Source organism: Nonomuraea sp. NPDC050691, from assembly GCF_040654455.1.
Classification (GTDB): Bacteria; Actinomycetota; Actinomycetes; order Streptosporangiales; family Streptosporangiaceae; genus Nonomuraea.
Genome location: NZ_JBFAIA010000206.1, coordinates 1 through 14,068 on the forward strand (window position 1 = coordinate 1; position 14,068 = coordinate 14,068).

Annotated in this window: 12 protein-coding genes, 1 pseudogene and 1 riboswitch; of the genes and pseudogenes, 3 read left to right on the forward strand and 10 right to left on the reverse strand. The window is 73.2% G+C overall.

Annotated features, from left to right (window positions below; translation table 11 throughout):
• From AB0H81_RS39320 to AB0H81_RS39345, 6 genes and pseudogenes are all read right to left on the reverse strand, one after another.
• Positions 1-179: pseudogene (locus AB0H81_RS39320) on the reverse strand (alpha-(1-2)-phosphatidylinositol mannosyltransferase); the annotation flags it as partial.
• Positions 176-1,495 carry a M48 family metallopeptidase gene (locus tag AB0H81_RS39325; protein ID WP_358385755.1) on the reverse strand — a complete coding sequence of 440 codons (1,320 nt, stop codon included), beginning with the start codon at positions 1,493-1,495 and terminating at the stop codon, positions 176-178. The pseudogene AB0H81_RS39320 and the gene AB0H81_RS39325, both read right to left, overlap by 4 nt.
• Before the next feature lie 203 nt (positions 1,496-1,698).
• Positions 1,699-2,577: a hypothetical protein gene (locus tag AB0H81_RS39330; protein WP_358385757.1), complete on the reverse strand. Its 879-nt coding sequence runs from the start codon at positions 2,575-2,577 to the stop codon at positions 1,699-1,701.
• Positions 2,578-2,867: 290 nt separating this feature from the next.
• The gene (locus AB0H81_RS39335; RefSeq protein WP_358385760.1) at positions 2,868-3,281 is read right to left on the reverse strand and encodes a C40 family peptidase; all 414 of its coding nucleotides are present in this window, start codon (positions 3,279-3,281) and stop codon (positions 2,868-2,870) included.
• Positions 3,282-3,468: 187 nt separating this feature from the next.
• A riboswitch (cyclic di-AMP (ydaO/yuaA leader) is annotated at positions 3,469-3,628 on the reverse strand.
• Positions 3,629-4,090: 462 nt separating this feature from the next.
• On the reverse strand, positions 4,091-5,044 hold the full coding sequence (locus AB0H81_RS39340; protein WP_358385785.1) for an NlpC/P60 family protein: 954 nt from the start codon (positions 5,042-5,044) through the stop codon (positions 4,091-4,093).
• A 144-nt stretch (positions 5,045-5,188) separates the two neighbouring features.
• Entirely contained in the window at positions 5,189-6,511 is a 1,323-nt protein-coding gene (locus tag AB0H81_RS39345) for an NYN domain-containing protein (protein ID WP_358385763.1), read from the reverse strand.
• A gap of 140 nt (positions 6,512-6,651) precedes the next feature.
• Between AB0H81_RS39345 and AB0H81_RS39350 the strand changes: the two genes are divergently transcribed.
• On the forward strand, positions 6,652-7,779 hold the full coding sequence (locus AB0H81_RS39350; protein WP_358385765.1) for a phosphotransferase family protein: 1,128 nt from the start codon (positions 6,652-6,654) through the stop codon (positions 7,777-7,779).
• 79 nt (positions 7,780-7,858) lie between these two features.
• Here AB0H81_RS39350 and AB0H81_RS39355 read toward each other — a convergent pair whose 3' ends face one another.
• Together AB0H81_RS39355 and AB0H81_RS39360 are read right to left on the reverse strand one after the other, a co-directional pair.
• Complete coding sequence (locus AB0H81_RS39355) at positions 7,859-8,515, reverse strand: response regulator transcription factor (RefSeq protein WP_358385768.1); 657 nt, start codon at positions 8,513-8,515, stop codon at positions 7,859-7,861.
• A gap of 301 nt (positions 8,516-8,816) precedes the next feature.
• Positions 8,817-10,094: a histidine kinase gene (locus tag AB0H81_RS39360; protein ID WP_358385771.1), complete on the reverse strand. Its 1,278-nt coding sequence runs from the start codon at positions 10,092-10,094 to the stop codon at positions 8,817-8,819.
• A 110-nt stretch (positions 10,095-10,204) separates the two neighbouring features.
• Between AB0H81_RS39360 and AB0H81_RS39365 the strand changes: the two genes are divergently transcribed.
• Positions 10,205-10,813 (forward strand): PH domain-containing protein, encoded by a 609-nt coding sequence (locus AB0H81_RS39365; RefSeq protein WP_358385774.1) that lies wholly within the window; start codon positions 10,205-10,207, stop codon positions 10,811-10,813.
• The gene (locus AB0H81_RS39370) at positions 10,810-12,618 is read left to right on the forward strand and encodes a PH domain-containing protein (RefSeq protein WP_358385777.1); all 1,809 of its coding nucleotides are present in this window, start codon (positions 10,810-10,812) and stop codon (positions 12,616-12,618) included. The genes AB0H81_RS39365 and AB0H81_RS39370 overlap by 4 nt, the downstream gene beginning before the upstream one ends.
• A gap of 323 nt (positions 12,619-12,941) precedes the next feature.
• Here the strand turns inward: AB0H81_RS39370 and AB0H81_RS39375 are convergent, their stop codons facing one another.
• Both AB0H81_RS39375 and AB0H81_RS39380 read right to left on the reverse strand, forming a co-directional pair.
• On the reverse strand, positions 12,942-13,244 hold the full coding sequence (locus tag AB0H81_RS39375) for a hypothetical protein (RefSeq protein WP_358385780.1): 303 nt from the start codon (positions 13,242-13,244) through the stop codon (positions 12,942-12,944).
• A partial coding sequence (locus tag AB0H81_RS39380) for a transposase (protein ID WP_358385782.1) occupies positions 13,211-14,068 on the reverse strand: 858 nt, incomplete at its 5' end. The genes AB0H81_RS39375 and AB0H81_RS39380, both read right to left, overlap by 34 nt.

Sequence of the window (14,068 nt, forward strand, 5' to 3'; positions counted from 1 at the left end):
GAGGTCGGATGGCGCACGACGGGGTACGGCTGGCGGCGGTCGAACTCGGCGCAGCCCGGCCAGGCGGGCGCGTAGACCGCCACGCCGGGGGTGCGCGCGGCCAGGCCGTGGACGAAGGACTGGATGCCGCCCGGCCGTGGCGGGAAATCGTTGGTGACGATGACGACGCGGGCGGTCACGGCGCCGGGACGCCGTTCAGCCGCGCCCAGGCCCGGGCCAGGGCGATCCGCTCGGGCGTCGACGGATGAGACGCATAAAGCGCATATTCCACGGCATCAGGCGACAAGTCGGAAATATTGGTGATTGCCAATCGTTTTTGCATGGCCACGAAGGTGGCCGGGTCTTTCGTCAGATCGAGGGCGTGGACGTCGGCGCGGGCCTCGACGTGGCGGCTGACGAGGTTCTGGGCCGGGCCGGACAGCACGGTGGCCAGGGACATGAGTCCGACCAGCACGCCCACGGCCCTCGGGTCGGCCGCCGAGGCGACTCCGGTGCGCCGCCGTACCAACTGGAAGGCCAGGAACAGCAGCGCAGTGCCGGCGGCGGCGCCCAGCGCGCCGACGAGGGTGCCGTCCAGCACGTCGCCGTTCTTCGCGTGGCCGAGCTCGTGCGCGACCACCAGCTCCACCTGCGGGCTCGGCCCGCGCAGCAGCGTGTCGTAGACGACGATCCGGCGGGTGGCGCCGAAGCCGGAGACGTACGCGTTCAGCGCGGTGGTGCGGCGGGAGGCGTCGGCGACGAGCACGTCCTCGACCGGCACGCCGTCACGCGCGGCCATGTCCAGCAGGCTCGTGCGCAGCGGGCCCTGCGGCATGGGGCGGAAGTCGTTGAACAGCGGCTCGACCACCACGGGATAGACGAACGACAGCGCCACGGTCAGCGCGAACGCGCCGGCGGCGGCGGGGATCCACCACCGCCGCACCTTCCGGGCCAGGCCGACCACGGCGACCATCGCGACCGACAGCACGGCGGCGTTGACCCCGATGCCCTTGATCCGGTCGGCCGACCAGGCCGCCCAGTCCTGGGTGGACAGGCCGTACGCGCGCAGCACCGTCTCGGCCCACATGCCGAGCGGCCAGCGCACCGCCTCGACCAGCGCGGTGAGGAGCAGCACGCCGAGGACGACACGCACCCACCAGGGGCCGCGAAGGCGGCCGAGCAGCCGGGCGCCGAACGGGGTGAGGACGAGCAGTCCCGCGAAGAGCAGGCTCAGGCCCAGCGACAGGTAGCCGGGGGCGGTGGTGGCGGCGTCGAACGCGGCGGCGCGGGCGATCTGGGCGGGGGTGAAGTCGCGGGCGGGGTCGGGGGCGACGTACGGCGCGGAAGGGGGCAGCGCCCGCCAGGGCGTGGTGACGATCACGACGGCCACGGTGGCGAGGCCGAGCACGGCGCACACCACCCCGGCCTGCCGCCACCCGGCCGCGGCCTGACCGCTTCCCGTGCCCGTCCCGGGCATGTCGGGCCCCGGCTCCCCGTCCCGGGGCGAACCAGGCACGCCAGGCACCGATCCGCCACCCCCGGACGCACCAGAGACGCCCCTCACCGATTCCCCGCTGCCCCCGGAGGCATCAGAGACGCCGGGCACCGATCCCCCGCCCACGGACGAGCCGGGCACGTTCGCCTGCGGCTCGTCCGGGCCGGACGCGTCCGCCGGGGGGAACGTGTCCCCCACCTGCCCGTCCTTCGTCACGTGTCCCCCTACGCCAGCTTCTCACGCACGTACGCGCGCCAGCCCGCCGTCAGCCTCGCGGCGGGGAGCCCGGCGGCGGCGAGCGCGCGGTCGGCGCCCCGCGTCCTTGCATCACGGTAGAGCCTCACCAGCGTCCGCTCTCCGCGCCACTCGGCGACGAACCGGCACGCGAGCCACGCCTCCTGATAGACCGCCGCCAGCCTGGACGAGCCGGGCGCGAAGTCGGCAGCCCCTGGTAGATGTCCAGGCGTCCTCCCGGCCCGCACCTCAGCGGCCAGCTCGGCGGCGGCCACCGGCACGGCCAGGCCGGCGTCGCGGTAGGCGACGTAGTCGGCGAACCCCTCGTACAGCCAGGGTGGCAGCCCGCCGGTGCCGGCGGCGACGTGGGTGAGCTCGTGGGCCAGCACGACGTCCCGGCCGACGGCGGTGAGCCGGCCGAACGCCTCGGGCACGACGACGACCCGCCCTCCGTCGGCCATGGCGGCCAGCCCTTCGACGCCCGTGACGCCGGCCAGCCGCGCGGCCTCGGCCGAGGAGGCGGGCACGAGCACGAGGGGCCGCACGGGGGCCTGGAGAACGGCGGAGACACGCGCGCCGGCGGTGTCGGCGCGGTGAGCCAGGTCCCGGAGAAGCGCCGCGTCGGCCCGGTGCCCCAGCACGAGGGACCGCGCGCCCGACACGGCCTGAGTCTCCCCCGGCCACGGTTCGGCCTCCATGCCGGCGCCGGAGTGGCCGGGTGTCGTGACCTTCGTGTCGGAGCGCCGTGGTGGGCCGTACTGGGCGTCCTGGAGCTCGGTGCCGGTAGGGCGGGGAGTGGACGCGGCGGCGAGCGCGAGCAGGGGCGCAACCCCCGCCAGCACGGCACGACGGCTCACCCGGGCGGACACGCTGTCCGATCGTACCGGGCCGTCCGCCCGCCGCCCCCCGCTTCCCCACTTCCGCGCTTCCGCCGCCCCAGGCTCCCGCCCTTCCGCCCTTCCGCCCTTCCGCCCTTCCGCCCTTCCGCGATGCGACGCGGTGCGGTGCGGTGCGGTGCGACGCGACGCGACGCGACGATGCCCCGTGATCCCCGTTCGCGCCCCGCTCTTCACCGACAGGTCCCTGGTCATGTCCCGCGATGCGCGCGTGAACGCACGAAGACCCCGTCCCCAACCCGGGACGGGGTCTTCGTGAGTGCTTACAGACCCGGACGTACCGCACCCACGAACGACGACTTGCGCCATCCGCTGAGCTTCTCGATGCGTACCGTCAGGCCTGTGCGCGGCGAATGGACCATCTTGCCGTGGCCGATGTACATGCCCACGTGGCCGAGTCCCCGGAAGAACATCAGGTCGCCTGGCTGGAGGTTCTTCCAGGAGACCTTCTTCTTGATGCGCGCGTACTGGCTGTTCGTCACGCGGGGGATGCTCACGCCGGCCTTCTTCCAGGCGTACTGGACGAGGCCGGAGCAGTCGAAGGCGCCAGGGCCGGTGCCGCCGTAGCGGTACGGGTCACCGATCTGGGCCTTCGCCACGGCGACGGCCGTGTGGGCCTTCGCCTGCTGCCGGGCGGCTTTCGACGCCTTCGCCGTCTTACGGGTGGCCTGCTTCACGGACGCGGCGGCCGTGCCCGCCGAAACCGTGGAAACGCCGGCCGTTGTGCTCGTCGTCCCTTGTGCCTGGGCAGCCGGGGCATGGAGGACCAGACCTCCGGCCGTCACGGTCATGGTGAGTGCGACACCACTCAGGGCGATACGGGACAGACGGGGGTTGTGCGAGGAGGTAGACAGGATTTCTCCTTGGATCTTCCACGAACGCCTACCGGGTTAGCTGACGGATTCGGGCCTGGAAGTCGCCCTACGGCGCGCTCGCGCGCCGATTCACCCCTGATCCCGGGTTCGGGATCGCTGGGTCCCCGGCTCCGTGCCTCCTGGCTGCACGGACTCGGCAGGACACCGCCGACACAAGTACGGATGTTTACGGCGGTGACCGCTGGATCTCTATCTCGTCCACATCGGGAGGACCGATGTTGGCTCGCGACGCCATGGCTTGTTCGCCGCGACGCCAGAAGTTACGCGGACAAGTCATGGAACGGCAAAGCCACCGTCAAGCTGTAAAGATCGCCATAAGGTGTCAGTAAGACGATGAAGCCCTGCTTGCCACCATGATTCGTTACGTAAATGTGACTCTGCTCACACTTGACGAACCACTGGCCTGTCAGGACGCTTTCGTCGCATTTGTCAGGTTTGTACCGGGCGACTCGCCAGGCCACGTGACCATGAAAGGCGACAGATCGTTTCGGTTCTTTACTCCCGTACCGGCACGGAATAGCGGCAGGCTTGCTAAACTGCCCCGCCACGCGCAGCGAAAGGGGGCTCCCAGCCGCAGCCGGAAGCCCCCGGAATCGAGAACGAGGCGGTCCTCAGGGACGGATGGCGCCCACGATGCTGCCGCCGTACGAGGAGAGCGTGACGACCTTGACCACGTCGCCCGTCTGCGGCGCGTGAACGATCTGGCCGTTGCCCGCGTAGATGCTGACGTGGCCCAGACCATTGCTGAAGATGAGGTCACCTGGCTGGAGCTCGTTCAGCGAGACCTTGCGCGAGGTGCCCCACGCCCACTGCTGCCAGGTCGTCCGCGGCAGGGAGACGCCGGCCGCGCGCCAGGCGGCCTGGGTGAGGCCCGAGCAGTCCCAGCCGCCGGGGCCGGTGCCGCCGAACACGTACGGCTTGCCGACCTGCGCGTACGCGAACCTCAGGACGGCCCCCGCGTTGCCCGAGGCCGGGCCGGTGTACTTGATGCCGGTGCTGTTCGGGTTGCCCGCCCGGTAGGCGCCGAGCCGGTCGAGCAGCTTCTTCTGCTGGGCGATGAGCTTGAGGACCTCGGCGCGTTCCTTCTTCACCGCGTCGCGCACGTCGTCGGCGGCGGCCAGGGCCGTCTCGGCCTTGTCGCGCTCGGTCTTGAGGCCGCGGTTCTCCCGGTCGAAGGCGGCGAGCTTCTCCGCGCGTTCCTTGGACACCTGGTCGGCCAGGGTGAGGCTGCCGAGGACGGCCGTGGGGTCGTCAGAGGTGATCACGCCGGGCACGGCGGCGGCGTCGCCGCCGTACTTGTAGTCGTTGACGGCCATGGAGATGACCTGCTGGCGCAGGTCGGCCACGGTGGCGAGCTTGCGCTGGTAGCTCGCGTTGAGCTCGTCGTAGGTGGCCTGGGCCTTCTTGTGCTTCTCGGTCGCCGCGTTGTAGCGGTCGACGACCTTGTCGGCCTTGTCGTTGAGCTTGGCGAGCTTGGCCTTCGCCTGCTTGATCGTCGGCTTCGGCGCGGCCTGGGCTCCGCCTGTCGGCGCGATCATCAACCCGACCGCGAGACCCACGACCATCGGCACTCGGCCCAACCTCACAGCGTCGCCTCCCAGGGAACACACCTGGGGCGAAATAGTACAGAAGTTGCGAGGGTGATCTCACCTAAACGCCAGATTCCGTTTACCGTCGCTTTAAGCGCGGCCCGACGGGCGCGGGCTGCCTTACGCGCGGCCCAGCCTGCGCAGCAGCAGTCCTGATGGTACGGGGCGGGCGCCCATTCTGCGGACGGATTCGGCGACCTCGCGGTCGGAGGACACCACGGCGATGGCCCGCCCGGGCGGCTCGGCGCGGACGAGCTGGCGGATGAGGTCGTCGGCGATCTCCCCCGGCGCGCTGAACAGCACGCGCACCCCGCGCGGGGCCACCACCTGGACCGGCGCGTTCAGCTCGGCCCCGTCGAACACCACCGTCACCTCGACGCGGGTCTGCGCGACGAGCCCGCCGAGCCCGGTCATGAGGCGGTTGCGCTGGTCGGCCAGCGTGAGCGTGCCGTAGCCGGCCTTGGTCACGTTGTAGCCGTCGATGATCAGGTGCACCTGGGGCAGCGCGAGGAGCTGGTCGAGCAGCTGCGGATCGTCGTCGGCCAGCGCGCGGGCGGGCACGCCGCGCACGCTCGGACGTTCGCCGGTGACGGCCGCGACCGAGTCGGCGGGCCGGCTGATCATGGTGGGCAGGGCCAGCTCGCGGCGCAGCCCGGCGGAGGCGTCCTGGAGGGCGTCGAGCAGGACGCGGACGCGGGCGTCCTCGATGCTGCGGCCCTCGCGGGCGGCCCGGCGCGAGGCTTCGAGCTGTTTCTCGGCGTCGGCCAGCCGCTCGCGCAGCCGCCGCAGCTCGGCCTCGCCGGCGCTGCCCGCCACCGAGGCCGCCGAGCGCGCCTCCTCGGCGGCCTGCGTCATCTCCTCGGCGTGCCGCTGCGCCGCCCTGGCCCGCTCGCGCGCCTCGTGAAGGCGGCGGCGCAGGTCGGAGTTCTCCGTACGGGCGGCCTTGAGCTGCTCGCGCAGCCGGTCGGTCTCCTCCTTGGCGGCGCTCTTCTGGGCGGCGAGCTGCTCACGCAGGCGCGTCACGACCTCTTCGCGCTCGGACCCCTCGGCCGCCACGGCGGAGCGTTCGAGGTCGGCGCGGGCCGCCTCCACCATGTCGGCCCAGCCGGGCGGACGGGTGAGGTAGGCCGCGGCGGCCACGAGCACGGGGTCGGCGGCGGGAGGCACGTGGCCGTCCACCAGGGAGGCGACCAGCTCGGGCCAGCCTGCCGCGACCGACTCGGCCACCAGCTCGCGGAACTCCTTGTCGCTCTCCAGCTGCGCGGCGATGGGAGCGCTGCCGAGCCGGGCGCGCTTACGCGGGTCGAACTTGGCGATGCCCCGCAACGGAGGTGGGACGGACACAGCCGGGAGCGAGCCGAGGACCTGGGCTGCCAGGTCGACGACATTCAGCCGCACCGGCTCGGGAAGCGGGCGAGACAGGCCTTCACCCGCTGAGCTCATCCCACTGTCCCTTCGTGACATGCCCTTTCAGACAAGGGTACGGCTGCCCCGTACCTGACCGTAACGCTCGCCCCACGTAGACAAGCGCTTGCTAGGGGTATACCACTGGTGCGGGACCCGAACCGACCGAGGAGACCGCCGTGGCCGAGGAGATGCGGACGTCGACCCGTGACCTGCGCGCCCTCCACGACCGGGTGGCGGCCTGGCTGGCCTGCCGCACCGGCGGCCCGGTGGAGGTGTCGGAGCTGTCGCGGCCCTCGGCGAACGGCATGTCCAGCGAGACGCTGTTCTTCACCGCCTCCTGGGCGGGACGGCGGGTGCGCTGCGTGGCACGCCTCGCCCCGGCGGCCGAGGCGGTGCCCGTCTTCCCCCGTTACGACCTGGAGGCCCAGTTCGAGGTCATGCGGCTGGCCAGGGAGCGGGCGGGGGTCCCGGCTCCGCGGGCGCTGTGGTTCGAGCCGGACCCGGGGCCGCTGGGCACGCCGTTCTTCGTCATGGAACGCGAGGACGGGGACGTGCCGCCGGACGTCATGCCGTACACGTTCGAGGGCTGGCTGCTCGACGCGCCGCCCGAGCGACGGCGGGAGCTCCAGGACGCGAGCGTGGGGCTCCTGGCCGCGCTGCACGACGCGCCGTTCACGAGGGAGGAGCTGTCGGTCCTCTCGCGACCCGGCCCGCAGCCGTCGCACGACGGGAACGGCGGACCGCGGGCGCACCCGTCCTACGGCGGGGGCGGCGGGCTGCGGGCGCACGTGGACGCGCAGCACGCCTACTACGCGTGGGCGCACGGGGACCGCCCGATCCCGCTGCTGGAGCGCGCCTTCGGCTGGCTGGAGGCGCACTGGCCGGACGATCCCGGACCTGACGTCCTGACCTGGGGCGACGCCCGCATCGGGAACGTGATGTACCGGGACTTCCGGCCGGTCGCGGTGCTGGACTGGGAGATGGCCGCCGTGGGACCGCGCGAGCTGGACCTGGCCTGGATGATCTTCCTGCACCGGTTCTTCCAGGACCTCACGGAGGCCATGGGCCTGCCGGGGCTGCCGGACTTCATGCGCCGGGACGACGTGTGCCGGACGTACCAGGACCTCACGGGTCATCCGCCCGCGAACCTGGATTTCCACCTGACGTACGCCGCGCTCCGGCACGGCGTGATCATGGCCAGGGTGTGGCGACGGCGGATCCACTTCGGCGAACAGGCCATGCCGGACGACCCCGACGACCTCGTCCTGCACCGCACTACCCTGGAACGCATGATCGAGGACTGAGCGGGTGCAGTGTCACCGGACGACACCTCAGCGAGGCGGCGGCTCAACTCGACGCAGCGGTTGAACGGGAGGCAACGGTTCAGGTCGCGGAGGCGGCGTCGTGGACGAGCAGGGCGATCTGGACCCGGTTGTTCAGCCCCAGCTTGGTGAGGATGCGCGAGACGTGCGCCTTGACCGTGGCGACGCTCATGTAGAGGTCGGCGCCGATCTCGGCGTTGGACCGGCCCTGGCCGACGGCCACCGCCACCTCCCGCTCGCGCTCGCTCAGCCGGTCGAGCAGGGCGCGGGCGCGACCGGCACGGCTCCCGGCCCCGCCGCCCGACACGTGGCTGATGAGCTGCCGGGTCACGATCGGCGACAGGATCGGCTCGCCGGCGGCCACCTTCCTGATGGCCCCGACCAGTTCGGCTGGGGCGATGTCCTTCAGCAGAAACCCCGCCGCGCCGGCCCGCAGCGCCCGGAGCACCTGCGCGTCGGCGTGGAACGTGGTCAGGACCACCACCTCGGGCGGTTCCTTGGCCGCGCGCAACGCCTCGGTGGCGGTGAGCCCGTCGACGTCCGGCATGCGGATGTCCATGAGGACGACGTCGGGCCGGTGCTCGGCGACCAGCGGCGGCACCTGCGACCCGTCACCCGCCTCGCCGACGATCTCGATGTCGTCCGCGCCGCCGAGGATCATCGCCAGACCGGCCCGGACGAGCGGGTCGTCGTCCACGAGGAGCACCTTGATCGTCATGTCGTCCACCGTAGCCACTCTCCCCAGCCCTCACCGCGCCCGGGCTGACGCGATCGACCGCACCTCAGCCCTGCCACCACCGCCGGCGCGGCCCCACCCGACCGGCGGGCCCGCGCCCCGTAGCCTTCGAGCGGCCGGCCACCCGTTCCCGGACGGGCGTCCGAGACGCACCTCGCCCAGCGCCGGAACACCGACCACCCGGTCCCAGAACGGGAGTCCGAGACGCACCTCGCCCAGGGCCGGACCACCGACCGCCCGGTTCCGATAGGGGCGTTCGAGGCGGATCTTGCCCAGGGTTGGATCATGGGGCCCACGGCAGCCAGGCGTGCAGGCGGAAGTCGCCTCCCGCCGCCGGCCCGAACGCCAGCCGGCCGCCCGCGAGCTCGACCCGTTCGGTGAGCCCGATGAGCCCCGCCCCCGCACCCGGGATGCGCGGGCTCTGTCTGGCCCACACCGCGTTGCGCACCTCGACCGTCACGCCGTCGCCCGGACGTCCGGAGACGGTCACGGACACCGGCGCGCCGCCCCCGTGCTTACGCGCGTTGGTGAGCGCCTCCTGAACGACGCGGTAGACGGTACGGCCGAGGCCGTCGGACACCACCACCTCGCCCTCCACCCCGCCCGAACCCTCGCGGTCCGGGTGGTCCGGGTGGTCCGGGTGCTCCGGTCGGCGCGTCCCGGTCACCGCGAGTCCGTCCATCGCGAAGGACACCTTCATGCCCGCCTGCCGGCACTCCTCGATGAGCGAGCGCAGGTCGGCAAGCGTGGGCTGGGGCGGGGCGGGCACCGGGCCGTTCTCGTCGCCGGAGGACGACGGGTGGCGCAGCACCCCAATCACCTCGCGCAGATCCTGGAGCGCCTGGTGGGCGCTGTTCCGGATGGCTCCCGCCGCCCTGGAGACCTCCTCGGGCGGCGCGTCGGGCCGGAACTCCAGCGCCCCCGCGTGCAGGCTCAGCATGGAGATGCGATGGGCCAGCACGTCGTGCATCTCCCGGGCGATCCGCTCGCGTTCGAGCCGCTTGGCCTCCTCGGCCGCGATGACCGCGCGCTGCCGCAACGACCAGACGAGCTGCCGCCGGGCCCGGATGACCACGCCCCACGCGAACACGGTCAGCAGGATCGCCACGCTGAGCGTCATCGTGCCGACCGGCCCCAGCTCCGGGTCGGGATGCAGCATCACGTACGGGCCCAGCGTCAGCATGCCGAACGCGGCCATCGGCCCCGCCACCTTGAACGGCCGGTGCACCGCCACCGTGAACAGGCCCACCACCGCCGCCCCGCCCACCATCAGGAGGAAGGTCGAGAGCACCGTGGTGGCCAGCGCGAACCCCACCGGCCACCGGCGACGCAGCCACACGGCCACGCAGGACAGCACCCCGGCGACCTGCTCGGTCACCATCAGGGGCCGCGACAGGCCCTCCAGCTCGGGCGCCGTCAGGAGCGTGATGCCGCACGCGGCCAGGAACATCGCGATGTCGATGATCCAGTCGCGGGTGGAGCGCCGCACCGGCCGCCCGATGGAGCCGTCGCCCAGCAGGACGGACGGCAGTGCCCAGCGGTACTCGTGGTGGTCGCTCACAGATCCCGAGGTTAGGGGTTCGCGGGGCGGGCGGACAGCGACCAAAGTCGATACACCGAGCGACCTCCGGCGGACGCGCCGGAGTCACGGGCCGGGCCATCCTCGGTGGCATGGAACGTCACCACGAGCTCCCGGCCTCTCGACCCGCTCCACGGCCGGGACCGCCCTCGATCCCCCGGCCCGGGACACCTCCGGCCCCTCCGCACGGGTCGCACGTCCCTGACGGGGCGGGCGGCGTCACCCTGAGGCCGCCGCGTCACCAGGCCGACCCGCGTGCGGTCTCCTGGTGGACGGCGCAGGCGCTCATGCTGGCCGTCCCGGTCGCGGGGGCGGCCGTGGCGGCGTACTGGCTGTTCACCGGGCATCCGGTCTGGCTGGGTGTGCTGGTGGGAGGGTTCGCGGGCTGCTGCCTGGGGCTGGCGGTCGCGGGCCCGCGGGCGTCGTACCGGGTGGAGCGCTGGGAGGTGACGGACGACGCCGTGTACACGCGCAAGGGCTGGCTCACCCACACCTGGCGGGTGGCGCCGATGTCGCGCGTCCAGACGGTCGACACCGCGCGGGGGCCGGTGCAGCGACTGTTCGGGCTGGCGGACGTGACGGTGACCACGGCTTCGGCCGCGGGGCCGATCACGATCGAAGGACTGGACCACGAGCTGGCCGCGGAGCTGGCTGCCAGGTTGACCGCGATCACGCAGGCCACGCCGGGGGACGCGACATGAGCTGGCGCCGGCTGCCCCGGCGGAGCCTGGCGGTGTCCGCGGTGCTGTCCCTGGGCGCCGTGGTGCCGGTGGACGTGGTCGTGGTGCGGGTGCTGCACGGCCGCGACTGGGCGTGGGGGACGATCGCGGCCGTCGCGGCCGTGGCCGCGGCGCTCATCGTGGCGGGCGTCGTGGCGTACGACGTGACGCGGTTGCGCTCGACGCGCTGGCGGCTCACGCCGGAGCGCCTGGAGCTGCGCTCCGGCGTGGTGTCCCGGCAGCACCGGTCGGTGCCGCGCGACCGGGTCCGCAGCGTGGACCTGCGCGCCGATCCGGTACGGCGGGCGTTCGGGCTGACCGTCGTGAAAATCGGCACAGGTGGCCATGGGGACGAGAGCGCCGAGCTGACCCTGGACCCGCTGACGGTCACCGAGGCCGAGGCCCTGCGCCGGGTCCTCCTGTCGGGCGCCCCTGCCGACGTCTTCTTCACGGACGCTCCCGTCCTCGCGGGCGCGCCACCTCACGAGCACGAGCCTTCTTGGGGGATCGAGGCCCCTCGGGCAGAGGGGTCTTCGCCGGGAGATGTGCCTTCTCGGGGGAGCGGGCCTTCTCGGGGCAGCGGGCCTTCCTGGGAGAACGGGCCCGCGGGCGCGGCGCGCTCTGTCGAGGTGGTGGCGCGGCTGCGGTGGCCGTGGATCCGGTACGCGCCGCTGACCGTGTGGTCGTTCGCCGGCGCGGCGCTGGTGCTCGGCGCGCTCTACAAGCCGCTCGACGCGCTCGGGGTGGAGGTGTTCTCGGGCGAGACGGCGGCCGTCGTGTGGGGCTGGCTGACGGAGCGGCCCTGGGTGACGGTCCCGCTGGTGGTCGCGGGCAACGTGGTGGCCGGTGTGACGGGGGCCGTCCTGCTCTTCGTGGAGTCCTGGGGCGGTTACCGCCTGGAACGCGAGCCCGGCCGCCCCGGAGCACCCCCGGCGCGATCGCAGGACGGTCCGGCGCCGCGTGATGGCCGGTGGCGGGTGCGGCGCGGGTTGCTGACCAGCCGTTCCCTCACGCTGGACGAGTCGCGGCTGCGCGGTGTGGAGATCCGCGAGCCGCTGCTGCTCAGGCTGGGCGGCGGCGCGCGCGTCAAGGCGGTGGCCACCGGTCTGGGCAAGGCGCCGGAGGGCGAGACCGAGGACGTGGCGGCGCTCACCCCGCCCCTCCCCCGGGCCGAGGCCGCGCGCATCGCGGCACGGATCGCGGGCGCACGCCTCCCCGAGTCCGTTCCGCACCCGGCGGCCGCGAGGCGCAGGCGCGTGCGGCGGGCGCTGATCGCCGCCGCCGCCCCCGCCTCGGCGTTCGCGGCGACGGCCTGGTGGATCCGGAACGGCGGGGCGGAGGCATGGAACCGGGCCGGCGGGCTCGGCGCGTGGGCCCGGGCCGGCGAGGTGCAGGCGTGGATCCGGGACGGCGTGCTGGAGGCGTGGGTGTGGGGGGCCGCGGCGGCGGTGCTCCTCCTGGTGCTGCCGCTCGCGCTCGTGCTGGCCGTGGCCGGGTACCGGGGGCTGGGGCACGGGCTGGGCGGGCGCCACCTGCTGGCCCGGTCCGGTGCGGTGGTCCGGCGTACCGTCGCGCTGGACCGTGGCGGCATCGTCGGATGGACGATCACCCAGTCGTACGTCCAGCGCCGCGCCGGGCTGCTGACGGTCTCGGCCACGACAGCCGCAGGCGACGGCCGCTACGACGTGGTGGACGTGGGCGGCGACACCGGCCTCGACCTGGCCGCACGCGCCGTGCCCGGACTGCTCGAACCGTTCCTGGTCCGTGGCGGCTCTCGCAGAGGATGACCGCGGAGGGGCCCTTGGAGAGAGTCCGCGCGGCCCGGCGCGGTGACAGGCCCGGGGCGTGAAGGGCGGGCCCGGCGCGGTGACAGGCTCGGGGCGTGAAGGGCGGATCCGGCGCGGTGACAGGCTCGGGGGCGTGAAGGGGCCTCGCGCGCGCGGGCCCGGCTCCCAACGGGCGGGCGCGCGCGAGGCGGTGAGTCGCGGGATCCCCCACGGCTTGCCCGCGCCCCTGTCACGGTCAAGCGAGATCACGCGGCTCGGCTGTTGCGTGATCAACGCTATTTGTCCCGCTTGCAGATGGGTTGCAGGCTCGTAAACCTCTCGCGTCAAGCGTCCGGGAATGCCGGTTCACGCGAGCGGCTCCCGGCCACCCAGGCCGAGCGCGCGAGATCCGGCCGGGCGCCGGGAGCAGACGCATCTGAGGACGGGCACGTCCCGGTCGGTCCGTGGGCCGGCGGGCCTTGCACGATCACCTCCGGCCGGGCCTGGGCCACCGCCTCGCCGGCCGACACCGCACCCAGCCCGTCCATCACCACCGCCTCGGCGCCCAGCTGCTCCAGCAGCCCCAGCCTGGCCGCGCTCGTCGTCGTCGCCGTCACGTGATGGCCACGCGCCGCCAGCAGCGGCACCAGCCGCCGCCCCAACACCCCGGCCCCGCCCGCCACGAACACCCGCATGACCATCGCCTTCCCGACACCCGTGTCTGTCTCCGCCACCCGGGACACCGCTGGCTGGTGAACGCGGGGTTGACCTTGGCGACCCGCCCAGGCGCCTTGTGCTCCAGTCGTTGGACGAGCCGGCCCCATGCGGCGGCCATGATCGACCGGTTGAGGCCCGCTTTCTGGCGGACGTTGCGGCCGGGCGCTTCGATGGTGCCTCTGGCCGACCTGGTCATGCCGCGGATCTTCAGGTCTTCGACAGCGATCACGTCGAACCGGCGTGCCAGATCGGTGGAGGTCTTCTCCACCCAGTCCTTGCGCCGGTCGCTCTCCCGCGCCTTCAGCTTGGCGATGGCCTGCTTGACCTTGCCGCGCCTGTTCGACCCCCGCTTGGCCCCCGCCGGCTTGCGCAGGAGCCGCAGCAGGCGCACCTTCTCGGGGGCGCGCAGGCCAGGAGCGTTCAGCATCTCCCCGGTGGACAGGGCGGCCGACACGGCCACACCCCGGTCCACGCCCACCACCTCGCCCGTGCCGGGTACGGGAATCGGTTCCGGGATCGCGGCGAACGCCACATGCCGGCGTCCCGCCCGGTCGCGGGTGATGCGGTAGGACTTCACGCCGTCCGGGACAGTACGCGACCAGCGAAACCGGACCCAGCCGACCTTGAGGACCTTCACCGCGCCGACGTTGCCGGACAGACGGCGTACGTCGCCCGCCTTGACCGCGACGATCCGGAACCCTTCGCCCTGGCCGCGCTCACGCCACGTCGGGCGGCGGTGCGTCCCGCCGAAGAA

Excerpts from the sequence above, each read along its gene's own strand:
- AB0H81_RS39340 (WP_358385785.1), bottom strand. The coding sequence starts at position 5,044 with ATGGTCGTGGGTCTCGCGGTCGGGTTGATGATCGCGCCGACAGGCGGA.
- AB0H81_RS39345 (WP_358385763.1), bottom strand. The coding sequence starts at position 6,511 with ATGAGCTCAGCGGGTGAAGGCCTGTCTCGCCCGCTTCCCGAGCCGGTG.
- AB0H81_RS39355 (WP_358385768.1), bottom strand. The coding sequence starts at position 8,515 with ATGACGATCAAGGTGCTCCTCGTGGACGACGACCCGCTCGTCCGGGCC.
- AB0H81_RS39365 (WP_358385774.1), top strand. The coding sequence starts at position 10,205 with ATGGAACGTCACCACGAGCTCCCGGCCTCTCGACCCGCTCCACGGCCG.
- AB0H81_RS39370 (WP_358385777.1), top strand. The coding sequence starts at position 10,810 with ATGAGCTGGCGCCGGCTGCCCCGGCGGAGCCTGGCGGTGTCCGCGGTG.